Source organism: Mesorhizobium sp. M0306, assembly GCF_040321655.1.
Classification (GTDB): Bacteria; Pseudomonadota; Alphaproteobacteria; order Rhizobiales; family Rhizobiaceae; genus Mesorhizobium.
On record NZ_JAMYRY010000016.1, the window covers coordinates 100723 to 126801 of the forward strand.

Here is a 26079-nt window from a genome sequence, read left to right on the forward strand (position 1 = left end):
CAGCAAGGCCAGCGGCGCTCTAATCGGCGCTCAAGGAGTGCTGCCATGATCCAGTTTCTCAACATTCTGGGCGATGTCGTGCGGATCGCGACGTTTCAATGGCACGACGAGAAACCGCATAGGGATTGGTGCGAGGAGAGGCCGCCGACCAGCGTCGCCGTATGTCGGAAGCCGACGCCCGACCGCTACCCGGTTCGCCTTACCAAGCCATGACGGGATTGCCGGAACGCCATTGCGTTCCTGGCCCGATGCGCACATCTATCGTAGGGAAAACGCGATGTGGAGACTGCGGTGGTTGGCCAACATCGGCATGCGCACGGCGCCAGGCCGATTCGACAAGGACGCAACTGGCCCGGTCCATGGCGCAAGACGCCGGGCCGCCTCCTCGGCACGTCGCTCGTCCGCTTCTACCAGCTGACGCTGTCCGGCTTCGTCGGCAATTCCTGCCGGCATCTGCCGACCTGTTCCGAATACGCGCACGAAGCGATCGCCCGCCACGGGCTGTGGGCCGGCGGCTGGATGGGGTTTTTCCGGGTGCTGCGCTGCGGACCGTTCGGAACGCACGGCATCGACCGCGTGCCGGAGATCTTGGCTGATCGTTACCGTTGGTTCACGCCATGGCAGTACTGGCGGATCGGGAAAAAACGTAGCGACCTGGACAGCTGACCGCAACTGTTCAGTGCTCAACCGGACCGCTTTTACGATCTGGTAGGGTTAACCGCAGCTTGCGAGGACATCGCGCATTTGAGACAAAATCGAGACAAGACGCCTCGCTAAGCCGCTCCTGACACCCTTCAGGAGAGATTACCAAATGCGCCGGATAGATCGTCTTCCCTTCGTTTTCGCCGTGGTTCTCTATGTCCTGGCGTGGCTGTTGGGGTTTCCGATCCGTGCGCAGTCGGCGCCGCTCGGGGACGTCGAATGCACGCTGATCGTCGACGCCGCAAGTGGCGAGACGCTGTATCGGCAAGGGACCTGCGACCAGCGCTTCAGTCCCGCCTCGACATTCAAGGTTCCGCTGGCGCTGATCGGCTATGACGCCGGAATCCTGAGTGACCAGCACACGCCGAGCTGGGAGTACAAAGCGGAGTTCAACGCGCCGAAACGGGACCGCAAAACCGTCGACCCGACGATCTGGGAAAGGGATTCGGTCCTTTGGTTCTCACGCGAGGTTACGCGCCGGCTCGGCAGCAAACAGTTTGCCGGCTATGTGTCCAGATTGGACTATGGCAACACCGACGTCTCCGGCACGTCCGGCAAGAATGACGGCCTCACCCATTCCTGGGTGAATTCTTCGCTCGAGATATCGCCGGTCGAGCAGGTCGATTTTCTGCGTAAACTGCTGGCGCGGAAACTGCCGGTGTCGGACAAGGCCCATGCGATGACCAGCGCGATTGTCCCGACCTTCCGGGCAGGCGGCTGGACGGTGCAGGGCAAGACCGGGACGACCAGGCTCGGCGACAGCGCCGACAAGCGCTCGCTTGGCTGGTTTGTCGGCTGGGCGCAGACGGATACCCGCAAGATCGTCTTTGCCCGCCTGGTAGTCGATACGAAACGTTCCGACACGCCAAAGGGGCTCAAGACGCGGGCGATGTTCCTGAAAGAGCTGCCGAATCTCCTCAGGTGACCTACATCCGGCTTTACGGCGCCGAAAACTGTCCATAAAAGACCGCTCGCCGCCGGACGCATCCGGCTCTTACTGATGCATGTCGTAGCCCCAAAACCGCTAGGCAGTTTTGGGCGACATGCATTTCACCACCCGCGCTCGTTTGCGGGACTGGATAGGAGAATTTATGCTGAATTCCGTTTCCCTGACATTTCCCGATGGCTCCGTCCGCGATTACGACGCGGCGATGACCGGCGCTGGCCTGGCGGAATCGATCTCGAAGTCGCTGGCCAAGAAGGCCGTTGCCTATTCGATCGACGGCACGCTGCGCGACCTTTCCGACCCGATCGGCAGATCGGGCAAAGTCGAGATCATCACTCGTGAGGACCCGCGCGCGCTGGAGCTCATCCGCCACGATGCGGCGCATGTGCTGGCCGAAGCCGTGCAGGAACTTTGGCCGGGAACGCAAGTGACCATCGGACCGGTGATCGAGAACGGATTCTACTACGATTTTGCCCGCAACGAGCCGTTCACGCCCGACGATTTCCCGGTGATCGAGAAGAAGATGCGCGAGATCATTGCGCGCAACAAGCCGTTCACCAAAGAGGTCTGGTCGCGTGAGAAGGCGAAAAGGATCTTTGCCGACAAGGGCGAACGCTACAAGCTCGAGCTGATCGACGCCATCGCCGAGGATCAGGATCTCAAGATCTATGCACAGGGCGACTGGTTCGACCTTTGCCGCGGCCCGCATATGGCCTCGACCGGCCAGATCGGCAACGCCTTCAAGCTGATGAAGGTCGCCGGCGCCTATTGGCGCGGCGATAGCAACAATCCGATGCTGACGCGCATCTACGGCACGGCCTGGGCCGATCAGGCGCAGCTCGAAGCCTATCAGACGATGCTGGAGGAAGCCGAGAAGCGCGACCACAGGAAGCTCGGCCGCGAGATGGACCTGTTCCACTTCCAGGAGGAGGGCCCCGGGGTCGTGTTCTGGCATGCCAAGGGCTGGAGGATGTTCCAGAACCTGGTCAATTACATGCGTCGCCGCCTCGACGAGCAGGGCTATCAGGAAGTCAACGCACCACAGGTGCTCGACAAGAGCCTGTGGGAGACGTCAGGCCACTGGGGCTGGTACCGGGACAACATGTTCAAGGTGACGGTTGCTGGCGACGACACCGACGACGACCGGGTGTTTGCGCTGAAGCCGATGAACTGCCCCGGCCACGTCCAAATCTTCAAGCACGGGCTGAAGTCCTACCGCGATCTCCCGGTAAAACTTGCGGAATTCGGCAATGTGCATCGCTATGAGCCGTCCGGCGCGCTGCACGGGCTGATGCGCGTGCGCGGCTTTACCCAGGACGATGCCCACATCTTCTGCACCGAGGAACAACTCGCCGACGAGTGCATCAAGATCAACGACCTGATCCTGTCGACCTATGCCGATTTCGGCTTCGACGAAATCACCGTCAAGCTGGCGACCCGCCCCGAAAAACGGGTCGGCACCGACGCGATGTGGGATCATGCTGAGGGCGTGCTGCAGGACGTGCTCGACAAGATCGCGGCGCGGTCGGGCAACCGGATCAAGACGGGCGTCAATCCGGGCGAGGGCACGTTCTACGGGCCGAAGTTCGAATATGTGCTGAAGGACGCCATCGGCCGCGACTGGCAATGCGGCACCACGCAGGTTGATTTCAACCTGCCGGAACGGTTCGGCGCCTTCTACATCGGCTCGGATTCGGAAAAGAAGCAGCCGGTGATGGTGCATCGCGCCATCTGCGGCTCGATGGAGCGTTTTCTCGGCATCCTGATCGAGAATTATTCCGGCCATTTCCCGCTCTGGTTCGCACCGCTGCAGGTGGTGGTGGCGACGATCACTTCCGATGCCGACGATTACGCGCGAAAGGTCGTTGCGCAGCTGAAGACGGCCGGGCTGATCGCCGAAGCCGACCTGCGCAACGAGAAGATCAACTACAAGGTCCGCGAGCATTCGCTTGCCAAGGTCCCGGTCATCCTTGTTTGTGGCAAGCGCGAGGCCGAGGAAGAAACGGTCAATGTCCGCCGTCTCGGGTCGCGCGACCAGAAATCGCTCGGCCTCGCAGCCGCCGTAAAGCTGCTTGCCGACGAGGCGGTGACACCCGACCGCAAGCGCCGCGCGGCGTGAGCCAGCCAATCAGCAACGAATGGCGGTGGAGCGATCCACCGCCATTTTTCATATGCCTGTCACGCCAATTATGTAGCGAGCCCCATGCTCAAGCTGAAGATGCGCGAAAGACCATTTCCAGAGCTCTCCTATGCCAGTCCGCATCAGCCGGCGCTGACGCGCTGGTTCATCCAATCGGTCGAAGGCCTATCGGAACGCGATCGTTTCGCGGCACTCTATGATTTCTGGATGATTTCTGGCGCCGGCACGTGGTGCCGAGCGGCGAGCGCGTGTTCAGCCACATGCTGGAGCTGATCGACGTCCGGGTGAGGACCGCCGGTCAATGGCCGCCGGCAAACCTGCCGGATATACCGCTGGTGATCGTTGCCAACCATCCGTTCGGCATCGGCGACGGTATTGCCGTGCTGTCGCTGGCGGAGCAACTCGGCCGGCCGTTCCGCGTCATGATCCACAAGGATCTGCTCAAGATCCGCGAGATGGAGGCCTATTCGCTGCCGATCGACTTTTCCGAGACCAAGGACGCGCTGAAGAACAACATGGCAGTGCGTCATGAGGCAGTGAAGCTGCTCAAGCAGGGCGTCACCATCGTTGTCTTCCCGGCCGGCCGCGTGGCTACCGCGCCGAAGGGATTTGGCCGGGCGCGCGATTTGCCGTGGAAGATGTTTCCGGCCCGTCTCGTTCAGGATGCCAAGGCATCGGTCATCCCGATGCATTTTTCCGGGCAGAACGGGCGGCTGTTCCATCTGGTCAGCGGGCCGATGAACATGGCCGAGCGCGACGGGCGTGTCGCGAAATTCGTCGGCAAGGCCTCGCTGACGCTGCGCACATCGTTGCTCATCTGCGAATTTGCGCGGCTATCCGGCAAATCGATCGACGTGCGCGTGGGCGATGCGCTGGGGTGGGACCAACTGGAGCCGCTGCGCGACCGCAAGGCCTTGCTCGACCGCCTTCAGCGTGGCGTCTTCGACCTAGCGCCGGTCGAGGCGCGTGGCCGCGTGCCGTTGCTGGCGCGACGCATGCGCAAAGCAGCCTAGAGGGGCGCGGCTTAGTCGGCGCCTTCCTCGGAATCGATAGCGGAAGCCTCGGTGGCCAGAACTTCGATGTCCTGATTGTGCCCGGCCACCACCGTAAAATCCTTCTGGTAGATGCGGTCGCGATTTTTGGCGATGATGGTGTAGTCGCCCTCGGCCAGCACCATCGAGGCAAAGGCGCCGACGGTTTCCTTGATCGGATCGCCGGATTCGTTCAGTAGCGACCAGGAGGTGTCGGCGATCGCCTCGCCGCCCGGTTCGCGCACCAGCTTCATGGTCATCTCGGCGGCACGGTGCTCGACCGTCGCTTCGGTGAGCTTGCCGGCCTCGACGCGGATGTCGGAGCGGATGACCGCGTTCACCGCACCATAGGTCGACACGACATGATAGGTGCCGGCATTGAGCCGCACGACGCTGTTCGGCTCGACATCGGGTATGATCAGGGCGCGATCGCCATCGGCCGCGGCGTGGCTCTCATAGATCGAGAAGCGCAGCTTCTTCGGCGGTATGCGTACCCCGCCGGACAGCACGGCATCAAGCTTGAGGCCACCTGCATCGAGCACGAGGCTCTCGCGCTTGGCTTCCTTGCCGACGGTGATGCGCTTGGTGGCGCCGGCCCGTCCGTAGGAGGCGTGGACCAGATACGAACCCGGCTCGAGCTGGAATACGGCCGTGCCGCCATGAGCCGAGGCGACCATCGGCAGCTTGCCGTCGCTGGCCGATTCGGGCTTGAAAACGCGCCAGACGATGCCGCGCGTAATGTCGGCGCCCTTGTCGGTCAATTGCGCCGACAGCGTGATTGCCCCGCTGCTCCCCAACGCCAGCGATGTCTCGCTTTTCGGAGGCGCATAGCCCGAAATTCCGGGAAGTTTCAGATCGCCGAGGCCGTCCACTTCCTGGGCGACGGCAAGCGAAACCGGCACCATCAACAGCGCGACAGCGAGCCATACCAGGAAAAGACGCAATGTCCCCTCAAACATGCCTTGCGTTGAAGCCCAAGGCGGTGGCAATTTCAAGGCTTAAGAGTCCGGTCGGCTTTTGCTGCAGGGCTGTTTGTCCGGCGCGCCGCGCCAATGCCCAAGCCGCCCGATGTCCCGATGGTGCGCTTCAGCTCAAATTCCAGGAGACTTGCGCCCATGGCGTCGCCGATCATCGATTTTCTGCTGACCCGAAATTCCACGCCGATCCCGGATTTGAAAGAGCCGGCGCCGAGCGATGCTGAGATCGCGACGATGATCGCCGCCGCCTCGCGGGTGCCGGACCACGGCCGGCTGGAGCCGTGGCGTTTTATCCTCTATCGCGGCGAGGCTCGCGTCGAGATCGGCAAGAAGCTGGCGGCACTTGCCGAGCAGCGTGAAGGACCGCTGCCGGAAGGCCGCCGCAACCAGGAATTGGCGCGCTTTTCGCGCGCGCCGCTGGTCATCGGCGTGATCTCGATCCCCAGGGAAAATCCAAAGATCCCGCAATGGGAGATGTTCCTGTCCGGCGGCATGGCGGCGATGAACCTGATGCTTGCCGCCAATGCGCTGGGCTACGGCACCAACATGATCAGCAACTGGTATTCCGACGTGCCGGAGGGCAGGGCGATCCTCGGCTTGGCGCCGCATGAGCGGGTCGTCGGTTTCGTCCATATCGGCTCCTATCAGGGGCCAGCGCCGGAACGGCCGCGGCCAGATCCGGCAAAGCTCTATGCCGACTATTCGGGGCCGTGGGTGGGATAATTTCGGAGCGGAACAGACCCCTAAGGATCAAGCCCCGATGCCTTGGCTCGCGCCAGGAGCCGCTCTGCGAGCTTGAGATGCGGCCGGTCGTACATCTTGCCATCCATGCCGACGACGCCGGGATTTCCTGCCGCCTTGAACGCCTCGACGATCGCAAGGGCGCTTTTCACCGCTTGCGCCGAGGGCGTGAAGGCGGCGTTGATGACCGGCACCTGCGCCGGATGGATCGCCAGCTTGCCGGTGAAACCGTCGCGCTCGGCCTCGGCGCATTCGGCCTCGAAACCGGCCATGTTGCGAAAATCCGGAAAGACGGTGTCGATTGCGGCGACTTCCGCGGCACTTGCGGCGAGGATGGTCATGGTGCGGGCGAAGCGGAATACATCCGTGTAGCGGCCGTTCTCGTCGCGCGTCGCGCGCGCGCCGATTGCCGCCGACAAATCTTCCGCCCCCCAGGTGACGCCGACAAGCCGCGCGCTTGCACGGGCGTAGGTCGCTGCGGCCAAGACGCCTGCGGCCGTTTCTGTGATGATCGGCAGGATCTTTATAGCTCCATCCGGCAGGCCGCTTTCAGCTTCGTGCACCCTGAGCTTGGCCGAGAGATGCTGAACATCCAGTCCGCTGTTCGACTTAGGCAGCATGATGCCGTCTGGTTTTGCTGGCACGAGCGCCGCCAGATCGTCGTCGGTCAGTCCGGTCGAAAGGTCATTGACGCGCAGATAGATCACGGAGTTGGTTCGGTGCCTGTGCTCGGCGATGAAATGCGCCGCTGTGTCGCGCGCCAGACCCTTGTTCTGCGCGGCAATCGAATCCTCGAGATCGACGATGACCACGTCGGCGCCCACGCCAAAGGCCTTTTCCAGCTTCTTTTCCGAATCGCCGGGAACGAAGAGCAGGGAACGCATCGGCTATGCCTTTTTCATCATCATCGCTTGCCTCGTGCATTTGGCAACCAGGACGTCGTTCTGATTATAGGCGCGATGCTCGAACTCGACGACGCCGCGGTCCGGCTTCGACCTGGATTCGCGCACCGAGACGACAGTGGTCTCGACGCGAATGGTGTCGCCATGGAAGACGGGGTGCGGAAACACCGTCTCCTTCATGCCGAGATTAGCGATGGTGGTGCCGACGGTGATGTCGTTGACCGAGATGCCGATCATCAGGCCAAGCGTGAACAGCGAATTGACCAGGGGCTTGCCCCATTCGCTCTTGGCGGCGAAGTCGAAATCGATGTGCAGCGGCTGCGGGTTCAGCGTCATCACCGAAAACAGCATGTTGTCGCTTTCGGTCACGGTCTTGCGCAGCGTGTGCTTGAACTCATGGCCGACAACGAACTCCTCCAGATAAAGTCCGGCCATTGTCGATCTCCTCCGCTGCTTAAGGGTTGATAGGCGTTGCAAACCGGGCTCGCAAGCCAGTTAACGAACATGGTGAACCGTTCGTAAACCATTTGTGCCTACGGTCTCCACAGGGGCCAGAAGCGTTCTGGCAAAGGGCGTAAGCAGGCGACATGGTCGTTTCGCATTTCCTGAAATGGATTCACACGGCGAAGGTGTCGGAGCGCGTTGCGGCGGCAAGCGCACTTGCCCGCGCCTATGTCGACTCGGACCTGCCTTTCGAGGACCGCTGCGCTGCGGAGGCGGCGCTGACGTTGCTGCTCGATGACGCATCGTCGAAGGTGCGACTGGCGATCGCCGACGCGCTTTCCATGAGCCATCATGCGCCGCCGCAGATCGTCAGCGCGCTGGCCTCGGACCAGCCGGAAGTCGCAGCCTTGGTGCTGGCGCGGTCGCCGCTGCTTACCGATGCCGACCTGATCGATCGGGTTGCCGGCGGCCAGAAAGCGACGCAGAAGGTGATCGCCGACCGGCCGCGCGTCTCAATGTCGGTTGCGGCGGCGATCGCCGAGATCGGCGAGCCGGAGGCCTGCGCCACGCTGCTCGCCAACAGCGGCGCCGACATCGCATCGATCAGCTTTCGGCGCATGGCCGAGCGGCACGGCCACCTGCCTCTGGTGCGCGAGGCGCTGATTGCCGACGTGCGCCTGCCCGCCGATTGCCGCCATTTGCTGCTGGTCAAAGTGGGCGAGACGCTCAAGGGCTCAGCGCTGGTGCTGGCGCTGATGGGCGCCGCCAGGGCCGAGCGCGTCACGCGCGATGCTTGCGTCAAGGCTTCGGTGACGCTGATCGAAGGCACGCGAGCAGAGGAACATACCGCACTTGTCGAACATCTGCGCCTGCGCGGCGACCTGACCGCAAGCTTCATCATCCGCACCATCGCGCACGGCAAGGTCGACTTCTTTGGCTCGGCGCTGGTCGCGCTCAGCCAGCAGTCCGAGCAACGGGTGAGGGCACTGCTGGCCGGCGGGCATGACATAGCGTTGCAGGCACTGTTCCGCAGCGCCGGGCTTGCCGCCGCCACCCACGCCATCATCCTGCGCGCGCTGAAGGTCTGGCGCGAGGTCGCCAATGGCAAACGCCTCGCCGGCGTCCAGGAAGTCAGCTGGCTGATGCTGAAGGAATTGGGAGGGCAGTCCGCCGAAGGCGATCTCGCCGGGCTGGTCAAATCGATCCACCTCGACGCGCTGCGCGAAAACGCACGCGGGCACGCGCTGGCGATCGCCGCTGCCTAAAGCAATTCCAGGAAAAGTGTGAAACGGTTTTCCATCCGGAATTGCGTCAAAACAAAAAGATAGAGCGGTTCGGCGTTTCCGTGAAACGCTGAACCGTTCCAGACCTCATCTTGCGCGAAAAATCCGGAAAGTCTTGCGAACAGTGACAGCCGCCGTCCGCGGCTCGCCACCTCGCCTGGCAGAAGACGCTCAGATATCCAGCACTTCCGTCTCGGCGAATTCCGCGCGTTCCTGGATGAAGCGGAAGCGGGCCTCGGGCTTGGTGCCCATCAGTGCGTCGACAGCATCCTTGGTCGCCGCCTCGGCGTCGATCACATCGACCCGCAGCAGCGTGCGCTTTCTCGGGTCCATGGTGGTTTCCTTGAGCTGGGCAGCCATCATTTCGCCCAGCCCTTTGAAGCGGCCGATTTCGACCTTGCCGCGCCCGGTGAATTCGGTGCGCAGGAGTTCGTCCTTGTGCGCGTCGTTGCGGGCATAGGCGACCTTGCCGCCTTGCCGGATCGAATAAAGCGGCGGCACCGCCAGATAGAGATGGCCGCCGCGGATCAGGCTTGGCATCTCCTGGTAGAAAAAGGTGATCAGCAGCGAGGCGATATGGGCGCCGTCGACGTCGGCATCGGTCATGATGATGACCCGGTCGTAACGCAGGTCCTCGTCGCGATATCTCGAGCGCGTGCCGCAGCCCAGGGCCTGGATGAGGTCGGATATCTGCTGGTTGCCGGCAAGTTTGTCGCTGCCGGCGCTGGCGACATTGAGGATCTTGCCGCGCAGCGGCAGCACCGCCTGGCTGGCGCGGTCGCGCGCCTGCTTCGCCGAGCCACCGGCCGAATCGCCCTCGACGATGAAAAGTTCGGCACCGGCGGCGGCATTCTGCGTGCAGTCGGCGAGCTTGCCGGGCAGGCGCAGCTTGCGCACAGCACTCTTGCGCGACACTTCCTTTTCCTGGCGGCGGCGCACCCGCTCGTCGGCACGCGCGATCACCCATTCGAGCAGTTTCGAAGCTTCCTGCGGATTGTCGGCCAGCCAGTGGTCGAACGGGTCGCGGATGGCGCTTTCGACGATGCGGATCGCCTCGATCGTCGCCAGCCTGTCCTTGGTCTGGCCGACGAATTCCGGTTCGCGGATGAACACCGACAGCATGCCCGCCGCCGAGATCATCACATCCTCGGAAGTGACGATCGAGGCGCGCTTGTTGCCGACCAAATCGGCATAGGCACGCAAGCCGCGCGTCAGAACGTTGCGGAACCCGGCCTCATGCGTGCCGCCCTCCGCGGTCGGGATGGTGTTGCAATAGGAATTGATAAAACCGTCGCCGCCGAACCAGGTCACCGCCCATTCGAGCGAACCGTGGCCGCCCTGCTTCTCGCTCTTGCCGGCGAACATTTCACGGGTCACCTGGAATTCGTCGCCGAGCGAGGCTTTCAAATAGTCCTTGAGGCCGCCCGGAAAATGGAATTCTGCCTTGGCCGGCGTCGTGTCCTTTTCCTTGATCAGCGAGGGATCGCAGGTCCAGCGGATTTCGACACCGCCGAACAGATACGCCTTTGACCGCGCCATGCGGTAGAGCCGCGCCGGCTCAAAAGCCGCGCCCTTGCCGAAAATCTGCTCGTCTGGATGGAAGCGGATCTTCGTGCCGCGCCGGTTGTGCACCTCGCCGAGCTGCTCCAGGCCGGTCACAGGAATGCCGCGCGAGAACTTTTGCCGATAAAGTTTCCTTCCCAGCGCGACCTCGACCTCGAGATGGTCGGACAGCGCGTTGACGACGGAAACGCCGACACCGTGCAGGCCGCCGGACGTCTCGTAAACCTTGCTGTCGAACTTGCCGCCTGAATGCAGCGTCGTCATGATGAGTTCGAGCGCCGGCTTCTTGAATTTCGGGTGCGGATCGACCGGGATGCCGCGGCCATTGTCGGTAACGGACAGGTACCCATCGGCGGAAAGCTCGACATCGATGAAGGTCGCATGGCCGGCGACCGCCTCGTCCATCGAATTGTCGATGACCTCGGCAAACAGATGGTGCATCGCCTTGTCGTCGGTGCCGCCAATGTACATGCCCGGGCGGCGGCGCACCGGCTCCAGGCCCTCCAGCACCTCGATGTCGGCGGCACTGTAGCTCTCGCTGGCGTCACGGGCCGCCGGCCGCTTCGCCGCCTGCACCAGCGGGTCGGCTGGGCGCGCGGCGGCGCGAGCCGGTTGCGGCTGCTTGCCCAAATTGGCAAAAAGATCGTTGTTGTCGTCCATGCTGGTTCTGGATTCCGATGCTGCGAATCACCACCCGATACTGCCACGCTTTTCGCGGGCAGGCGACGGAGGTTCCTGTTACGTTCGAGGATAGAGCCTCTTACTGCAAAACCATTCGACAACCAAGCGGCGGAAATGGGGTCGAAGCCTGGAGCATCGACGTTTTGTAAACCCTGTCCGAAGGTTACGCCGGAAGATTGGCTGAAAAAACGGTATTTGCGGACTGTCGCTGATCTAGAATGCAGCGGAACCCTCATGAGGCTGTCGCTTAAGCATGTTGGATTACAGTTCGCTCCTGCTCGCGGCGGCGCTGTCGGGCACGTGCCTTAGCATCACCATGTTTGCGATCTGGTTCACCGCGCCACAGGCACGCTTTGTGCTGACGGTGGCGTGCGGCATTCTCGTGCTCGTCGCACATGTAGTGTTGTTCTGGCATTACACCAGGGATCCAAGCGCCTGGCTTTGCCAGATCGTGCTTGTGCTTCTCAGCCTCGGCTTCCTGATTATCTGCCTGTCGGCCATGCAATATCTCAGCATAGGCGACTACAGGCGAGCCATCTTGCCGACCTTGGTTGCGATGGCTGTTTGCGCGGGCGCGACGTATCTCGGGTTTGATGGTGTCGGCTTTATTGTCACCTACGCGACGGTAACGGCGCTGCTCTCGCTCATCGGGGCGATGTTCTGGATTGAGGGTGGTCACGATCGCCGGATATTGCTGGTCGTCTCGTTCCTGAGCGGCGTCTGTGCGCTGTCGTTCGGACTTTGCGGCGCGGTCCTGCTGGTCAAGGGCCAATGGGTGCTCGGTGTAGCACCGGACAATTGGGCCGAGCGGGTGAATTCCGTCGTGGCCGTCGCCTGCATGACCGGGCTCGGCGCATTGACGCTCTCCCTGCACCATTTGCAGGCGCAGATCGAACTTAAGGCCGAGACGATGACCGATCCATTGACCGGGCTGATGAATCGGCGGGCGTTGACGGCACTCTACGGCGAGCGGGTCTTCGGTCCGTTCATGTCCGTCGCCATGTTCGATCTCGACCATTTCAAGAGGACGAACGACGTATTCGGTCACCCGGTCGGCGATCAGGTCCTGCGCCGCTTCGCAGGGGTCATCAGGAAATACGCCAGAACCGGCGTCGACGCCTTCCGACTGGGCGGCGAGGAATTCGTCCTCGTCATGTCGCGGATGACGGAAGAGAAGGCCTATGATGTTGCGAGCAAGATCAGCGTCGCCTTCGGCACGGAAGTCGTGGCCACCCAGCTTGGTCCGTTGCGAAGCACAGTCAGTGGCGGCATCGGCTTTGGCGGAACAAGCGGCACCGGTCTCGACGATGTGCTGGCCGAAGCCGACGCAGCACTCTATGCGGCAAAGCGCGCCGGGCGAAATCGCGTCGTCGCCCGGGACCGGGCGAGCAAGTCCGACGGGCCGGCCTTGCGTTCTGCCTGATTGAAGCTTCTATCTTCTTGTTAGACCATGATCTTGTCCGAAAACCGGATTCCACTTTTCGGGATCATGGTCTATTCCGCCGCACCCAGATATTCCGACAGCGGCGGGCAGGAGCAGACCAGGTTGCGGTCGCCGGCGACGTTGTTGATGCGTGACACCGGCGGCCAGTATTTTGCCGCCGTATCGGCATCCCCGGCGGGGTAGGCCGCCTCCAGACGCGAATAGGGATGGGTCCACTGGCCGGCCAATGCCTCGGCGGCGGTGTGTGGCGCATTGACCAGAGGATTGTCGGCCAAGGGCCATTCGCCCTTCGCCACCTTGGCTGCCTCGCCGGCTATGGCGATCATGGCCTCGCAGAAACGATCCAGCTCGCGCTTGGGCTCGGATTCGGTCGGCTCGACCATCAGTGTGCCGGCCACCGGGAACGACATGGTCGGCGCGTGAAAGCCATAGTCGATCAGCCGCTTGGCGATATCGTCGACGCTGATGCCGGCGCTGTCCTTGAGCACGCGGGTGTCGAGGATGCATTCATGCGCAACGCGTCCGTTGCGCCCCTTGTAAAGCAGGGGGAAATGCTCGCCAAGCCGCGTCGCCACATAGTTGGCGGAGATGATCGCCGTCTCGGTCGCCTGCTTCAGGCCGGAAGCGCCCATCATGCGGATATACATCCAGGTGATCGGCAGGATCGAGGCACTGCCGAACGGTGCCGCCGCCACGGCATGGGCCGAGCCTTCGGTGACGTGGCCGGGCAGATATGGCTCCAGATGCGCCTTGACGCCGATCGGGCCGACGCCGGGGCCGCCGCCGCCATGAGGGATGCAGAAAGTCTTGTGCAGGTTCATGTGGCAGACGTCGGCGCCGATATCGCCGGGACGGGCGAGGCCGACCAGCGCGTTGAGATTGGCGCCGTCGAAATAGACCTGGCCGCCATGGCTGTGGACAAGGGCGCAGAGGTCGCGCGCGCCTTCCTCGAAGACGCCGTGCGTCGAAGGATAGGTGAACATCAGCGCCGCGAGGTCTTGCGCATGCTCGGCCGCCTTGGCCTGCAGGTCGTCCATGTCGATATTGCCGTCTTCGGTGCAGCGCACGACGACGACGCTCATGCCGGCCATGGCCGCGCTTGCCGGGTTGGTGCCATGCGCCGAGGACGGGATCAGGCAGACGGTGCGATGGCCTTCGCCGCGCGACAGATGATAGCCGCGAATGGCGAGCAGCCCGGCATATTCGCCCTGGCTGCCGGCATTGGGCTGCAGGGTCACCGCGTCGAAGCCGGTGATCTCCGCCAGCCAGCCTTCCAGCTCGTCGATCATGGCGCGATAGCCTATCGAATGGTTTGCCGGCGCGAAGGGATGCAGGTTGGCGACATCAGGCCAACTCACCGGCATCATTTCGGCGGCGGCGTTGAGCTTCATGGTGCAGGAGCCGAGTGGGATCATGGCGCGGTCAAGCGCCAGGTCCTTGTCGGCCAGCCGGCGCAGGAAGCGCATCATGTCGGTTTCCGAGTGGTTTTCGCGGAAGACGGGCTGAGTGAGGAACTCCTTGCCGCGCGGTTTTCCTGGCATGGAACTGCCGGCGGCAACGCCGGCCTTGGCACCGAAAAGTGCTGCGATTGCCTCCAGATCGGCTTCGGTGGAGGTCTCGTCGAAGCTGATGCCGACATGGTCGGCGTCGATGACGCGCAGCAGCCGGCCGGTCTTTTCTGCGGCGGCGGCAATCGCGCCGGCTCTGCCCTTCACTTCCACGGTCACCGTGTCGAAGCGGCTTTCGCCGAGCACCGAAACGCCTGCTGCCTGGAGGCAGGCAGCCAGGCGGTTGGCCAGTGTGTGGACGCGGCCGGCAATCGCTTGCAGCCCGGCAGGGCCATGCCAGATCGCATAGGCCGTCGCCATGTTGGCGAGCAGCGCCTGTGCGGTGCAGATATTGGAGGTCGCCTTGTCGCGGCGGATATGCTGTTCGCGTGTCTGCAAAGCCAGGCGATATCCGGGACGGCCCTTGCTGTCCGTCGACTGGCCAACGAGCCGGCCGGGCATCAGCCGCGTCAACCTGTCGGACACGGCGCAATAGGCGGCGTGCGGCCCGCCAAAGCCCATCGGCACGCCAAAACGCTGCATCGGGCCAACGGCGATGTCGGCGCCAAGCCTGGCCGGCGCCTCGGTCAGCGTCAGGCCAAGCGGGTCGGCAATGAAGACGACCAACGCGCCGGCCGCGCGGGCCTTGTCGATCGCTGCCTTGTGGTCGCCATAGACGCCGAATGTATCGGGCCAGGAGACCAGCAGAGCGGCGGTATTGTCGTCGATCACCTCGCCGTCCACCTCGATGCCGAGCGGCTCGGCGCGGGTGCGCACGACGTCCAGCGTCTGGGGGTGCGGCGTGCCGGCCAGTGCCACCTTGGTGCGCTTGTCGCGATGATGGCGCAGCGCAATGCCGACAGCTTCGGCCACCGCCGTCGCTTCGTCGAGCAGCGAGGCCGATGCCACCGGCAGGCCAGTCAGTTCTGTCACCAGCGTCTGGAAGTTGAACAGCATTTCCAGCCGGCCCTGGCTGATCTCGGCTTGGTACGGCGTGTAAGCCGTATACCAGGCCGGGTTCTCGAACAGGTTGCGCTGGATCACCGGCGGCACATGGACGCCATGATAGCCGGCACCGATGAAGCTCTTCAGCACCGTGTTCTTTGCCATCGTCGCCGCGAGCTCGGTCAGCGCTTCCGCTTCGCTTGCGGGGGCGGGCAGGGCCAGCGGCCGGTCGAGCCGGATCGACTTCGGCACTGCCTGGCTGATCAGGGTCTCGACCGAAGGAACGCCGATCGTCGCCAGCATGGCTCTGACATCATGGAGGCCCGGGCCGATATGGCGAGCCGAGAAGGGGTAGGGTGCTGCGGTCATCTTCCTGGTCCTGCTATCAACCAATATGGGCTTTGTAAGCGGCTTCATCGAGGAGCCCATCGAGCTGGTTTTCATTGGCCAGCTTCATCTTCCACAGCCAGCCGTCGCCGGTTGCCGCCGAATTGACGAGCGAAGGATCCGATGACAGCGAGGTGTTGGCCTCGGTGATCTCGCCGTCGACCGGCGCGTAGACGTCCGATGCCGCCTTGACCGATTCGACCACCACGGCGGTGTCGCCCTTGGCCAGTTTTCTGCCCAATTCCGGCAGCTCGACGAAGACGAGATCGCCGAGCTGCTGCTGTGCGTAGTCGGTGATGCCGACGGTGGCGATGCCGCTCTCGACGCGCAGCCATTCGTGATCTTCGGTGAAATAGGTCTTTGCCATTGAAATCATCCTTTGCGGTAGCGATGGGGCGTGAAGGGCAGAGGGTGGATGTCGACCGGGATTTTCGTCCCGCGGACATCGGCGAACAGTTTTGCGCCGGATTTGGCAAGCGGCGTCTGGACGTAGCCCATGGCGACCGGATGACCGGCCGAGGGGCCGAAGCCGCCGGAGGTGACATGGCCGGCAGGGTCGCCGTCGGCATCGAAAAGGGCAGCACCGGCGCGCACCGGCTGGCGGCCTTCCGGCTTCAGGCCGACGCGTTTTTGCGCCGGGCCGCGCTCCAGGATGGCGCGCAGCGCATCGGCGCCGACGAACGCGCCGGAGGCGCGAACCTCCTTGGGGATGGCCCACATCAGCCCGGCGCTGGCCGGATCGATCTCCGGCGTGATGTCCAGCCCGTGCAGGCACAGTCCGGCTTCGAGCCGCAGGCTGTCGCGGGCGGCAAGGCCGATCCACATCACCCGCTCGTCCTCGAGCAGCCTGGTGACGAGGTTTCGCGCATCCGCTTCCGGCAGGCCGATCTCGAAGCCGTCTTCACCGGTATAGCCAGACCGGCTCATGAACCATTTTTCGCGCGGCTCGATGCCGTGCATGAACACCAGCGAACCGGTCTCGATGCCGGCGCGGGAGAGGGCGGCCCACGCCTCGGGGCCCTGGATGGCCAGGAAGACGCGGTCGAGTGCGTCCACCTTCACGTCGAAATCCCCGGCCAGTGCGCGCAGATGTTTTTCGTCGGCGGCGGCATTGCCGGCATTGGCGACCATCATGAAGCGCTCGGCGCCGAGCCTGGTGACGATCAGATCGTCGAGTATCCCGGCCGCCTCATTGAGGAAGAACGTGTATTTGGACTGGGAAATCTCAAGCGCGCCGGCATCGAACGGGCAGGCGCGGTTCAGAAGCGCTGCTGCACCCGGGCCGCTGATTTCGAACAGCTTCATGTGCGAGATGTCGAACAGGCCGGCATGCTCGCGGCTGTGAAGGTGCTCCTTCATCACGCCGGCCGGGTAGGTCAGCGGCATCGACCAGCCGGCGAAGGCGCCGAAGCGCGCACCGGCTGCCATGTGCAGATCTTCGAGGGGAAGGTGTTTGGTGTCGCCCGTCATGTCATCTCCAGAGTCGCACGCAAGCGGTCGCGAATGGCGACCAGTCCGTGCCCCTCTGTCTGAAGCCTGAGAGACTCGCGCCCCGTAACTCTGTCGGCAGCGCTTACACCTTCGGCGCGGGGGCAAGCCCCGACTTTCCAGAGTGTCTTTCCCGTCTACGGTTCTTTTGCCTGAGAGATTTCGGGCGATTTCCCCTTCGGCGGCAGCTCTCGCTGCTCTCTCCCGCAAACAGGTAGGACTCGGTTAAGAGCCCTCGACTCGTTATCCATAGCCCGTGGACGACACCTTGTCACCTGCCAGCGACATTTTTACTGGCAAGTCTTCTTTGCGGGCCTTCTTTCCAGGCAAGCCTTCGCTAACCACGCCGCTTGCCGGTTTCTCAAGACCTTGCCGATATACCGGATAAGGACCGGCGATTGCGGCGGGCGGGGAAGAAAATGGGCGAATTGATCATGAGCGCGCCGATGGCCGGGCTGACCTCGAAAAATCGGATCACGGCTGAAGACGTGGTCATGCTGCGCGGCGAAGTGTTCGGCGACGGCGTGGTAACGCGCGGCGAGGCCGAGGCGCTGTTTGCACTCGACGCGACGGCGCGGGACAAATGCGCGGAATGGCTCGAGTTTTTCGTCGAGGCCGTGACCGACTTCATCGTCCACCAGGAACAGCCGGCCGGCTATGTTTCGCAGGAGAATGCCGACTGGCTGATCCGAACGATTTCGCGCGACGGCATGGTCGATAGCCGGACAGAACTCGAGTTGCTGGTGCACGTGCTGGAAGCTGCCAAATCATCGCCGAGCACGCTTTCCAGCTATGCGCTGGAGCAGGTCGCTCATGCGGTCGTGGACGGCCAGGGGCCGCTGATGACCGGCGGCGGCAGACTTATCCCCGGGTCGATTGCCAAGGCCGAGGTCGAGCTGTTGCGCCGCATCCTTTACGCCTATGGTGGCGATGGCAACATCGCCATCAGCCGCGCCGAGGCCGAGGTGCTGTTCAAGATCAACGAGCGGACAGCGGCGGCCGACAACGATCCGTCCTGGAACGATCTGTTCGTCAAGGCGATCGCCAATTTCGTCATGTGCTCGGCCGGCTACGAAGCGCCGATCCGCGATGTGGCGCTGCGCCGGGATTCCTTCTTCGAGCAGGCCGATCCGGAGATCGGCGGTTTCTTCAGCCGTATGGTGTCGGGCGGCCTGTCTGGCATTATGGAGGCCTATCGCTCACCGGGCGACGTCGAGGCCGAATGGGAATCGAGGAACAAGGCAGCCGAGGCTCTGGCCCGCCGCGCCGAGACGGTCGATGCCGGCGAGGCCAAATGGCTTGCTGAACACATCGGCGACCGGCCGCTGCAGGACAACGAGCGTGCGCTGCTGACCCTGATCAAGCACGCCTCGCCGGAAATACACCCTGCGCTCAAGCCGCTGATCGACAGGGTCGCTTGAACAAAAGGCAGTAAATCGTTGGTACAATGCGGCGTCAGATGCCGCCGTACCAGTCGTAGCCATTGTCCTCCCAATAGCCGCCTCTGCCGCCGCCGAGATTGGCGAAGCCGTCGACCAGCTCGATCTTGTAGAGGTATTTCGGCATTTTGTAGCCGAGCTGGCGCTCGACGCGAACGCGCAGCGGCGCGCCATTTTCGACCGGCAATGGCTTGCCGTTGAGGCCATAGGCAAGGATCGTCTGCGGATGACGAGCATCGATCAGGTCGATCGAGCCGTAATATTTGATATCGCCGGCAAGGCTGCGGTCGATGGTGTCAAGGCAGTGGAACATGACATAGCGCGCCTGCGGCTTGACCACTGCCTGGTCGAGCACAAGCGACAGCGGCGTGCCGGTCCATTTGGCAATGCAGCTCCAGCCTTCGACGCAGTCGTGGCGGGTGATCTGCGTGCGGCTCGGCATGTTCATCAGCTGCTCGCGGCTCAGCGACAGCGGTTTTTCGACGAGGCCTGAAACCTCCAGCCGCCAGTCGGCGAAATCGCTGGCGAGCAGGCCTTTGTAATAGTCGTCGTCCGGTGCGGTGACACCGTTCGGCCGCTGCGGCTGGCGAATGTCGGCCTCGGTGAATTCCGGCGCCAGCGCATCGCGGCCGGCAAGCAGCCGCTGCGCCCGCCAGGTCAGGCCATTGGCGCTTTCGAGGAAGCTGCGCAGGCCGTCGCCGACGCCAAGCTGGCTGTCGAAGGCGTCGCAGCCCGACAGCATGATGCCGGAAAGGCCGAGGCTGGCCGAGGTCAGGAATTTCCTTCGGCTTATCTGTAGCTTGGGGCTGATCTCAAATTTCGCCATGTCAGGCGCTCCTCTCGGGTGCTTTGTCGCTACGCGCCGGCGGGTCGGTTCGGTACCAGCCGGTGATGATCGAACGCAGCTCGTTGATCGGGCCGGCGGCCAGGATCATCAGGATGTGGACGACGAAGAAGGCGACGAGCAGCAGCATCACCGTGAAGTGGATGGTGCGCGCCGTCTGCCGGCCGCCGAGTACGTCGTTCAGGAATGGCAGCACCGAATCCATGCTCGGCGACATGGCAAGGCCGGTGATGATCATCAGCGGCAGCAGCAGGAACAGCACGCCGCCATAGGCCATCTTCTGCAACGTGTTGTATTCGCGCTTGTGGTGGAATCTGAACCTGGCGTGCTCGACGATGTCTCGCGGCAGGCGCCTGATATCATCGAGGCGCGGGGCAAGATCGCGGCGCAAATGGCCGTTGATCAGACTGGCGACCAGCCAGACCAGCAGCGTGGCCGTCAGCACCCAGGCAAAGAAGAAGTGGACGACGCGCGCGGTGCCGAGATCGTAGTAGGAAGGGATCGTCGCCCAGGACGGGAAGGCGCGGGAGGTCTCCTGGCCGGCCGGACCCGACCAGCCTAGTACGCCGGTGGTATCGAAGCGCTTGCCGAAGATTTCGGTGTAGCCGCGCGGGCCGCTTGCGGTGTTCTCGGCGCCGATGGCGAAGATGGTGTTGTTGTAGCCAAAGCCCGACTCCTTGCCGATGTAGAGCTGCGGGCGGGCGTTGAAGATCTGCAGCCCGGAGAGCAGCATGAAGAACAGCGCGATCGCCCACAGCCAATGCGTCAGCCGTGTCCAGCGCGACTGGCGATAGATCAGCGTCGCATCCGTCGAAGCAGCGCCATCTGCTCCGGTGCTGGCTTCGCCTCTGGCAACCGATTCCATCTGTTGTTCCCTCCGGCCGCGTGTTCGCCGCGGCCTGTCAGATCTCTTCTCCTCCCAATACGTCGCCAGCTTAAGCGATGTTTCACCCGATCACGGATTTATTACGGACTGCCGAGGCTGACGGCGAGATTGACCGCGGCTGCCACGATTACCGTGTTGAAGAAGAACGACAGGATCGAATGCACAAGCACGACACGGCGCATTTGCGAGGTCGTGATGTTGGTGTCGGCGGTTTGCGCCGTCATGCCGATCACTGTCGCAAAATAGAGGAAATCCGAGCCTTCCGGCCGTTTGCCGCCCGGGAAGTCGAGGCCGCCGACCGGAATTTTCTTTTTGGTGTCGCCATCCATCGCATCGCCGTCCAACCAATAGAGATGCGCGTAGTGAAGCGCCGCCATCGCATGGATGGTCAACCAGCCAAGCGGGATAGACAACAACGCCACCGTAAGCTCGACGGGATCCGCGCTCTTCTCCCTGTTGATCAATTGAAACAACGAAACGATGGCAATGGCGACCACAACCAGCGTGACCGCGAAGATGGCCAGTACCGGCAGGTCCGTGTCGCCTGCATTCTTGCGCAGATAGCTGCCGGTAAGCCGCGGCATGTGGGCGACGACAAGACAGAGATAGGCGGCAAAGAACACATTGGCGCCGATCGAATAGGCAAGCGGCGCACGCCAGATCAGCGCTGCGCCAAAGGCTGCCACGCCGATGCAGGCCGACAGCGCGAACGGCGTGTGGCGTTGCATGGGCATTTTGGTCGGGGTACCGGTCGTCATGGTTCTCAGTCCGCTGAGGCCGATTTCAGCGCTCGCCGCAAGATGCGGTCAAGTTCGCCAAGGAATCGCGAGCGGTCCTGCGGCGCGAAGCTCGAATTGTAGCCCTTGCTTTCGCCAGTCTCGCGCAGGTGCTGCTTGAGGTCGCGCATCGCCACCGCCATGCCGATCGTTTCCGGCGTAAATGGGCGTCCCGTCGGGCCGAGCACATGGGCGCCAAGCGCCACCGCACGGGCGGCAAGCGGGATGTCGGCGGTCACCACAATGTCGTTGGACCGGGCATTTTCGACGATCCAGTCGTCGGCGGCGTCCGCACCCTTGGAGACGACGACATTGCGGATCATCGGATCGCGCGATGGACGCAAGCCGCCATTGGAGACGAAGGTGACGACGATGCCGTGCCGCTCGGCGACTTTTTCGACCTCGGCCTTCACCGGGCAGGCATCGGCATCGACGAGAATGGCGGGTGCGGGCATCGTTGTTCCAAATGTGAAAGAGCCGGGCGGCGTCGCCCGGCTCGATCGATGATAGTCGAGCAGCTACTAGGCCGGCAACGCGCCGGATCTCTTCGCCGTCCAGGTGGCGATAAAATCCATCAGGCCGGGATTGAGGCAATCATAAGGTTCGAGCCCGATCGACTTCAGCTGTGATCGGATACCGTCCATGCGGCGCGGATCGACACCGGATTCGATGATCGACGAGACGAAGGCGGTGAAGCCCGGAGGCGACCAGCCATCCTCCTGGAAGCGCTCCGGATGGATGAACGAAAGCCCCTTGAAAGCGTGGTCGCGCTCGACCGGGCCGTGCATGTGGACGCCGCAGCCTGTGCAGGCATGGCGCAGGATCAGCGCGCCCGGATCGACGATCTTCAGCTTGTCGCCGTTTTCGGTCACCGTCACGTCGCCCGTACCGGCAACCGCCACGACCGAGAACAATGCGCCTTCCGGCTTCCAGCATTTGGTGCAGCCGCAGGCATGGTTATGGGCGATCTGGCCCTTGACCTTCACCTTGACCGGGTTGCTGGTGCAGGCGCAGACTAGCGTCCCGCCGGCAAAATCGGCCTTTTGCCTGGGCAGTCCATTGTCGATCTTAGGATGCAGTTTTTCCGGCATTTTTATTTCCTCCCTTGGTTCTATGCTGGTTCCGTTTCGATTACCGCTTCATTCTCCATACGGTGTTCTTGCTTGACGCGCTCAACCACCTTGAGCGCTTTGCTCAGATATGTATCGCGCACGAGAAACGATATTTCTTCTCTGCCGCGGTCGATCTCATCATCGAGGTCGATGCGAACGCGGTTGTTATTCCTAAGCGCTACCCAAAGATGTTCGCCGAATTGCCAGCTCTGCATACTGAGCGACTCGCTGAAATTCGGATATCGGATCCGAACCCGGATCAGTACCTCCTTCAATAGACTACCACGCTCCTGATCGACTTGCCTTCATGCATCAGGTCAAAGCCCTTGTTGATGTCCTCGAGCTTCAGCGTGTGGGTGATCATCGGATCGATCTCGATCTTGCCATCCATGTACCAGTCGACGATCTTCGGCACGTCGGTGCGGCCGCGCGCGCCGCCGAAGGCGGTGCCCATCCAGGTGCGGCCGGTGACCAGCTGGAACGGCCGCGTCGAGATCTCCTGGCCGGCGCCGGCAACGCCGATGATGACCGACTTGCCCCAGCCGCGATGCGACGATTCAAGCGCTTGCCGCATGACTTTGGTGTTGCCGGTGCAGTCGAACGTGTAGTCGGCGCCGCCGATCTGGTCGGCGCCGCGCTTGGTCATGTTGACGAGATGAGCCACGATATCGCCGTCGATCTCCTTCGGATTGACGAAATGCGTCATGCCGAATTTCTCGCCCCATTCCTTCTTGTCGTTGTTCAGGTCGACGCCGATGATCATGTCGGCGCCGGCCAGGCGCAGGCCCTGGATGACGTTGAGGCCGATGCCGCCGAGGCCGAAGACGACGGCCGTCGCGCCTTGCTCGACCTTGGCCGTGTTGATCACAGCGCCGATGCCGGTGGTGACGCCGCAGCCGATGTAGCAGATCTTGTCGAACGGCGCGTCCGGGTTGACCTTGGCCACCGCGATCTCGGGCAGCACGGTGAAATTGGAGAAGGTCGAGCAGCCCATATAGTGGAACAGCTTGTCCTTGCCGATCGAGAAGCGCGAGGTGCCGTCGGGCATCAAGCCCTGTCCCTGCGTGGCGCGGATCGCGGTGCACAGATTGGTCTTGCGCGACAGGCAGGACGGGCACTGCCGGCATTCCGGCGTATAGAGCGGGATGACATGGTCGCCCTTCTTGACCGAGGTGACGCCCTTGCCGACGTCGACGACGATGCCGGCGCCCTCATGGCCGAGGATCGCCGGAAACAGGCCTTCCGGGTCGGCGCCCGACAGCGTGAACTCGTCGGTGTGGCAGATGCCGTTGCCTTGATCTCGACCAGCACCTCGCCATCGCGAGGGCCCTGGAGGTCGACCTCCATGATCTCCAGCGGCTTTCCGGCGGCGACGGCGACAGCGGCGCGCGTTTTCATCAGGCAATCCTCCCAAGACAGTCTGCAATCCAGGTTAGATTTAACTTACCATTCAGCTCTGCGCTATGCACGAAGCGACGTTCCGACCCCGGATTTTCGTCAGCGCCCGCCGATTTGCATCCGGGATAGGCTCCGACTTTGCCTTGACCGGCCCCCTGAAGCCCATAAAACGGGAAGCCCGTAAAAGAAGGGCAGCCGAGGGACGAGGCCTGCATGTTCACAAAGATCCTGGTCGCCAACCGTGGCGAGATCGCCTGCCGCGTGATCAAGACGGCGCGCAAGATGGGCATCGCCACCGTCGCGGTCTATTCCGACGCCGACCGCGACGCTGTGCATGTCGAAATGGCCGACGAGGCGGTGCATATCGGGCCTTCGCCGGCTGCGCAAAGTTATCTGGTCCCGGAAAAGATCATCGCCGCCTGCAAGGCCACAGGAGCAGAGGCCGTGCATCCCGGCTACGGTTTCCTGTCCGAGCGGGCATCCTTCTGCGAAGCGCTGGAGCAGGAAGGCATTGTCTTCATCGGCCCGAAGCCCAAGGCCATCAAGGCGATGGGCGACAAGATCGAATCGAAGAAGTTCGCCAATGCGGCCAAGGTGTCGACGGTGCCCGGCTGGCTCGGCGTCGTCGAAAACGCCGCCCATGCCGACAGAATAGCCGGCGAAATCGGCTATCCCGTGATGATCAAGGCCTCGGCCGGCGGCGGCGGCAAGGGCATGCGCATCGCCTGGAGCCAGGCAGAGGTGCGCGACGGCTTCGACCGGGCGCGGTCGGAAGCCAAAAGCTCGTTCGGCGATGACCGCGTCTTCATCGAAAAGTTCATCGTCGATCCGCGCCATATCGAAATCCAGGTGCTCGCCGACGCGCTTGGCAACACGCTCTATCTCGGCGAGCGCGAATGCTCGATCCAGCGCCGCAACCAGAAGGTCGTAGAGGAGGCGCCGTCGCCATTCCTCGATGCCAAGACCCGCAAAGCCATGGGCGAGCAGTCGGTGGCGCTGGCCAAGGCGGTCGACTACCAGAGCGCCGGGACGGTCGAATTCATCGTCGACAGCGACAAGAACTTCTATTTCTTGGAAATGAACACGCGCTTGCAGGTCGAGCATCCGGTGACGGAACTCGTCACCGGCATCGACCTGGTCGAGCAGATGATCCGCGTGGCAGCCGGCGAAAAGCTCGCCATCAAGCAGAGCGACGTCAAGTTGAACGGCTGGGCGGTGGAAAGCCGCCTCTATGCCGAAGATCCGTATCGCAATTTTCTGCCGTCGATTGGCCGGCTGACGAGATACCGGCCGCCGGAAGAGGGAAAATTCGGCGAAATCGTCATCCGCAACGATACCGGCGTCACCGAAGGCTCGGAAATCTCGATGTTCTACGACCCGATGGTCGCCAAGCTGTGCACCTGGGCGCCGACACGGCTGGCGGCGATAGACGCGATGTCGGAAGCGCTGGACAGTTTCGTCGTCGACGGCATCGAGCACAACATACCGTTCCTGGCGGCGCTGATGCAGCATCCGCGCTGGCGGGAAGGTCAGATATCGACCGGGTTCATCGCCGAGGAATACCCCGACGGCTTCGCGCCGATCGTGCCAGACGCCGAGGAGAAAGCGGTGCTGGCCGCGATTGCCACCGCGGTGGAACTGCTGCGCCGCGACCGGCTCGACCGGCTGGGCGGGCGGCTGGCGCCGCATTCGGGTGCCTTGAAACGCGATTGGGTGGTGAAGATCGGCCGGGATTATCTTTCGGTGGCCATCGTCGAAGGCATGATTTCCATTCCGATCGAGCTTGACCTGTCGATCGACGGCGGCGAGCCACTGACGGTGACCTCCGACTGGCGGCCGGGCGATCTCATCTGGCGCGGCACGGTCGGCGGCCGCAAGGTCGCGGCGCAAGTCAGGCCGGTGCTGAACGGGTTCCGCATCGCCTGGAAAGGCATGTCGGTGACAGGTCGCGCCATGCTGCCGCGCACCGCTGAGCTCGAAAGGCTGATGCCTGAAAAAATCGCGCCGGATACCTCAAAGATGCTGCTCTGCCCAATGCCCGGCCTCGTCGTGTCGATCGCCGTTGTCGAGGGGCAGGAGGTCAAGGCCGGCGAGACGCTTGCCGTGGTCGAAGCGATGAAGATGGAAAACGTGCTGCGCGCCGAGCGCGACCTCATCGTCTCGAAGCTCAACGCCAAGCCCGGCGACAGCCTTGCGGTCGATGCGGTGATCATGGAATTCGCGTGAGGCTAAAACCGCCTTGATACTCTTCCAAGGTTGGCGGGACAGTGCCCCCCTCTGTCCTGCCGGACATCTCCCCCTCCAGGGGGGAGATCGGCAGCTTCGGGGACAGTGCCCCTTCTGCACCCTACGAGATTGGCGAAGCCGAGATGACAGCCAATCTCCCCACTAGAGGGGGGAGAT

General features: G+C 63.0%; 22 protein-coding genes, 2 pseudogenes and 1 riboswitch. Of the genes and pseudogenes, 10 read left to right on the top strand and 14 right to left on the bottom strand.

The features are described 5' to 3' along the window. Window positions 1–45: 45 nt before the first annotated feature. The 5 genes and pseudogenes from NKI95_RS21270 (at window position 46) to NKI95_RS21290 (ending at window position 4801) form a co-directional block, all read left to right on the top strand. Window positions 46–213 carry a hypothetical protein gene (locus NKI95_RS21270; protein ID WP_352719229.1) on the top strand — a complete coding sequence of 56 codons (168 nt, stop codon included), beginning with the start codon at window positions 46–48 and terminating at the stop codon, window positions 211–213. A 66-nt stretch (window positions 214–279) separates the two neighbouring features. Continuing rightward, window positions 280–666, top strand: coding sequence for a membrane protein insertion efficiency factor YidD (gene yidD / locus NKI95_RS21275; protein ID WP_502909224.1), 387 nt, complete (start codon window positions 280–282; stop codon window positions 664–666). 145 nt (window positions 667–811) lie between these two features. Next, window positions 812–1627 (top strand): class D beta-lactamase, encoded by an 816-nt coding sequence (blaOXA, locus tag NKI95_RS21280; protein WP_352719230.1) that lies wholly within the window; start codon window positions 812–814, stop codon window positions 1625–1627. A gap of 166 nt (window positions 1628–1793) precedes the next feature. After that, window positions 1794–3767, top strand: coding sequence for a threonine--tRNA ligase (gene thrS, locus NKI95_RS21285; RefSeq protein WP_352719231.1), 1974 nt, complete (start codon window positions 1794–1796; stop codon window positions 3765–3767). Between the two features lie 84 nt (window positions 3768–3851). Beyond that, window positions 3852–4801: pseudogene (locus tag NKI95_RS21290) on the top strand (lysophospholipid acyltransferase family protein). A gap of 11 nt (window positions 4802–4812) precedes the next feature. Here the strand turns inward: NKI95_RS21290 and NKI95_RS21295 are convergent. Next, window positions 4813–5778, bottom strand: coding sequence for an RgsD C-terminal domain-containing protein (locus NKI95_RS21295; RefSeq protein WP_352719232.1), 966 nt, complete (start codon window positions 5776–5778; stop codon window positions 4813–4815). 156 nt (window positions 5779–5934) lie between these two features. Here NKI95_RS21295 and NKI95_RS21300 point away from each other — a divergent pair, with 156 nt between their 5' ends. After that, complete coding sequence (locus NKI95_RS21300) at window positions 5935–6519, top strand: nitroreductase family protein (protein WP_352719233.1); 585 nt, start codon at window positions 5935–5937, stop codon at window positions 6517–6519. A 20-nt stretch (window positions 6520–6539) separates the two neighbouring features. On the opposite strand, the gene NKI95_RS21305 is transcribed toward NKI95_RS21300, so the two are convergent. Further along, window positions 6540–7421: an HpcH/HpaI aldolase/citrate lyase family protein gene (locus tag NKI95_RS21305; RefSeq protein ID WP_352719234.1), complete on the bottom strand. Its 882-nt coding sequence runs from the start codon at window positions 7419–7421 to the stop codon at window positions 6540–6542. Window positions 7422–7424: 3 nt separating this feature from the next. After that, window positions 7425–7916 carry a MaoC family dehydratase gene (locus NKI95_RS21310; RefSeq protein WP_502908456.1) on the bottom strand — a complete coding sequence of 164 codons (492 nt, stop codon included), beginning with the start codon at window positions 7914–7916 and terminating at the stop codon, window positions 7425–7427. A gap of 110 nt (window positions 7917–8026) precedes the next feature. Between NKI95_RS21310 and NKI95_RS21315 the strand changes: the two genes are divergently transcribed. Next, window positions 8027–9148 carry a DUF2336 domain-containing protein gene (locus NKI95_RS21315; RefSeq protein WP_352719236.1) on the top strand — a complete coding sequence of 374 codons (1122 nt, stop codon included), beginning with the start codon at window positions 8027–8029 and terminating at the stop codon, window positions 9146–9148. A 189-nt stretch (window positions 9149–9337) separates the two neighbouring features. Here the strand turns inward: NKI95_RS21315 and parE are convergent, their stop codons facing one another. After that, entirely contained in the window at window positions 9338–11389 is a 2052-nt protein-coding gene (parE, locus tag NKI95_RS21320; protein ID WP_352719237.1) for a DNA topoisomerase IV subunit B, read from the bottom strand. 274 nt (window positions 11390–11663) lie between these two features. Here parE and NKI95_RS21325 point away from each other — a divergent pair, with 274 nt between their 5' ends. Then, window positions 11664–12833, top strand: a complete 1170-nt coding sequence (locus NKI95_RS21325) for a GGDEF domain-containing protein (protein WP_352719238.1) — start codon at window positions 11664–11666, stop codon at window positions 12831–12833. Between the two features lie 71 nt (window positions 12834–12904). Here the strand turns inward: NKI95_RS21325 and gcvP are convergent, their stop codons facing one another. From gcvP to gcvT, 3 genes are read right to left on the bottom strand one after another with little or no spacing between them, the layout of a single operon-like run. Further along, window positions 12905–15715: an aminomethyl-transferring glycine dehydrogenase gene (gene gcvP / locus NKI95_RS21330; RefSeq protein ID WP_352719239.1), complete on the bottom strand. Its 2811-nt coding sequence runs from the start codon at window positions 15713–15715 to the stop codon at window positions 12905–12907. Between the two features lie 16 nt (window positions 15716–15731). Beyond that, on the bottom strand, window positions 15732–16100 hold the full coding sequence (gene gcvH / locus NKI95_RS21335; protein WP_352719240.1) for a glycine cleavage system protein GcvH: 369 nt from the start codon (window positions 16098–16100) through the stop codon (window positions 15732–15734). Window positions 16101–16105: 5 nt separating this feature from the next. Then, the gene (gene gcvT / locus NKI95_RS21340) at window positions 16106–17203 is read right to left on the bottom strand and encodes a glycine cleavage system aminomethyltransferase GcvT (protein ID WP_352719241.1); all 1098 of its coding nucleotides are present in this window, start codon (window positions 17201–17203) and stop codon (window positions 16106–16108) included. A 148-nt stretch (window positions 17204–17351) separates the two neighbouring features. Further along, window positions 17352–17438, bottom strand: a riboswitch (glycine riboswitch). A 202-nt stretch (window positions 17439–17640) separates the two neighbouring features. On the opposite strand from gcvT, the gene NKI95_RS21345 reads away from it, so the two are divergent. Continuing rightward, window positions 17641–18642 (top strand): hypothetical protein, encoded by a 1002-nt coding sequence (locus tag NKI95_RS21345; RefSeq protein WP_352719242.1) that lies wholly within the window; start codon window positions 17641–17643, stop codon window positions 18640–18642. A gap of 34 nt (window positions 18643–18676) precedes the next feature. On the opposite strand, the gene NKI95_RS21350 is transcribed toward NKI95_RS21345, so the two are convergent. The 7 genes and pseudogenes from NKI95_RS21350 to NKI95_RS21380 form a co-directional block, all read right to left on the bottom strand. Beyond that, the gene (locus tag NKI95_RS21350) at window positions 18677–19486 is read right to left on the bottom strand and encodes a molybdopterin-binding protein (protein WP_352719243.1); all 810 of its coding nucleotides are present in this window, start codon (window positions 19484–19486) and stop codon (window positions 18677–18679) included. 1 nt (window position 19487) lies between these two features. Continuing rightward, window positions 19488–20369: a cytochrome b/b6 domain-containing protein gene (locus NKI95_RS21355; RefSeq protein ID WP_352719244.1), complete on the bottom strand. Its 882-nt coding sequence runs from the start codon at window positions 20367–20369 to the stop codon at window positions 19488–19490. A gap of 101 nt (window positions 20370–20470) precedes the next feature. Continuing rightward, window positions 20471–21148 carry a DUF1345 domain-containing protein gene (locus NKI95_RS21360; RefSeq protein ID WP_352719245.1) on the bottom strand — a complete coding sequence of 226 codons (678 nt, stop codon included), beginning with the start codon at window positions 21146–21148 and terminating at the stop codon, window positions 20471–20473. A 5-nt stretch (window positions 21149–21153) separates the two neighbouring features. Then, on the bottom strand, window positions 21154–21621 hold the full coding sequence (locus tag NKI95_RS21365) for a YaiI/YqxD family protein (RefSeq protein WP_352454435.1): 468 nt from the start codon (window positions 21619–21621) through the stop codon (window positions 21154–21156). 66 nt (window positions 21622–21687) lie between these two features. Next, a complete protein-coding gene (gfa, locus tag NKI95_RS21370) occupies window positions 21688–22257 on the bottom strand; it encodes an S-(hydroxymethyl)glutathione synthase (protein ID WP_352719246.1) in 570 nt (189 codons plus the stop codon). A 20-nt stretch (window positions 22258–22277) separates the two neighbouring features. Beyond that, entirely contained in the window at window positions 22278–22553 is a 276-nt protein-coding gene (locus tag NKI95_RS21375; protein ID WP_352719247.1) for a hypothetical protein, read from the bottom strand. Continuing rightward, a pseudogene (locus NKI95_RS21380) lies at window positions 22550–23676 on the bottom strand (S-(hydroxymethyl)glutathione dehydrogenase/class III alcohol dehydrogenase). The gene NKI95_RS21375 and the pseudogene NKI95_RS21380 overlap by 4 nt, the downstream one beginning before the upstream one ends. Before the next feature lie 213 nt (window positions 23677–23889). On the opposite strand from NKI95_RS21380, the gene NKI95_RS21385 reads away from it, so the two are divergent. Further along, window positions 23890–25902 carry an acetyl-CoA carboxylase biotin carboxylase subunit gene (locus NKI95_RS21385; protein ID WP_352719248.1) on the top strand — a complete coding sequence of 671 codons (2013 nt, stop codon included), beginning with the start codon at window positions 23890–23892 and terminating at the stop codon, window positions 25900–25902. Window positions 25903–26079 lie beyond the last annotated feature (177 nt).

What these genes read in the sequence shown, in the direction of transcription:
- NKI95_RS21365 (WP_352454435.1), bottom strand. Translation starts at nt 21,621, where the DNA reads ATGCCCGCACCCGCCATTCTCGTCGATGCCGATGCCTGCCCGGTGAAG.
- NKI95_RS21305 (WP_352719234.1), bottom strand. Translation starts at nt 7,421, where the DNA reads ATGCGTTCCCTGCTCTTCGTTCCCGGCGATTCGGAAAAGAAGCTGGAA.
- NKI95_RS21360 (WP_352719245.1), bottom strand. Translation starts at nt 21,148, where the DNA reads ATGACGACCGGTACCCCGACCAAAATGCCCATGCAACGCCACACGCCG.
- gcvP (WP_352719239.1), bottom strand. Translation starts at nt 15,715, where the DNA reads ATGACCGCAGCACCCTACCCCTTCTCGGCTCGCCATATCGGCCCGGGC.
- blaOXA (WP_352719230.1), top strand. Translation starts at nt 812, where the DNA reads ATGCGCCGGATAGATCGTCTTCCCTTCGTTTTCGCCGTGGTTCTCTAT.
- gcvH (WP_352719240.1), bottom strand. Translation starts at nt 16,100, where the DNA reads ATGGCAAAGACCTATTTCACCGAAGATCACGAATGGCTGCGCGTCGAG.
- NKI95_RS21355 (WP_352719244.1), bottom strand. Translation starts at nt 20,369, where the DNA reads ATGGAATCGGTTGCCAGAGGCGAAGCCAGCACCGGAGCAGATGGCGCT.
- NKI95_RS21270 (WP_352719229.1), top strand. Translation starts at nt 46, where the DNA reads ATGATCCAGTTTCTCAACATTCTGGGCGATGTCGTGCGGATCGCGACG.
- NKI95_RS21345 (WP_352719242.1), top strand. Translation starts at nt 17,641, where the DNA reads ATGGGCGAATTGATCATGAGCGCGCCGATGGCCGGGCTGACCTCGAAA.
- NKI95_RS21350 (WP_352719243.1), bottom strand. Translation starts at nt 19,486, where the DNA reads ATGGCGAAATTTGAGATCAGCCCCAAGCTACAGATAAGCCGAAGGAAA.
- NKI95_RS21295 (WP_352719232.1), bottom strand. Translation starts at nt 5,778, where the DNA reads ATGTTTGAGGGGACATTGCGTCTTTTCCTGGTATGGCTCGCTGTCGCG.
- parE (WP_352719237.1), bottom strand. Translation starts at nt 11,389, where the DNA reads ATGGACGACAACAACGATCTTTTTGCCAATTTGGGCAAGCAGCCGCAA.
- NKI95_RS21315 (WP_352719236.1), top strand. Translation starts at nt 8,027, where the DNA reads ATGGTCGTTTCGCATTTCCTGAAATGGATTCACACGGCGAAGGTGTCG.
- NKI95_RS21325 (WP_352719238.1), top strand. Translation starts at nt 11,664, where the DNA reads ATGTTGGATTACAGTTCGCTCCTGCTCGCGGCGGCGCTGTCGGGCACG.
- gcvT (WP_352719241.1), bottom strand. Translation starts at nt 17,203, where the DNA reads ATGACGGGCGACACCAAACACCTTCCCCTCGAAGATCTGCACATGGCA.
- NKI95_RS21385 (WP_352719248.1), top strand. Translation starts at nt 23,890, where the DNA reads ATGTTCACAAAGATCCTGGTCGCCAACCGTGGCGAGATCGCCTGCCGC.
- thrS (WP_352719231.1), top strand. Translation starts at nt 1,794, where the DNA reads ATGCTGAATTCCGTTTCCCTGACATTTCCCGATGGCTCCGTCCGCGAT.
- gfa (WP_352719246.1), bottom strand. Translation starts at nt 22,257, where the DNA reads ATGCCGGAAAAACTGCATCCTAAGATCGACAATGGACTGCCCAGGCAA.
- NKI95_RS21300 (WP_352719233.1), top strand. Translation starts at nt 5,935, where the DNA reads ATGGCGTCGCCGATCATCGATTTTCTGCTGACCCGAAATTCCACGCCG.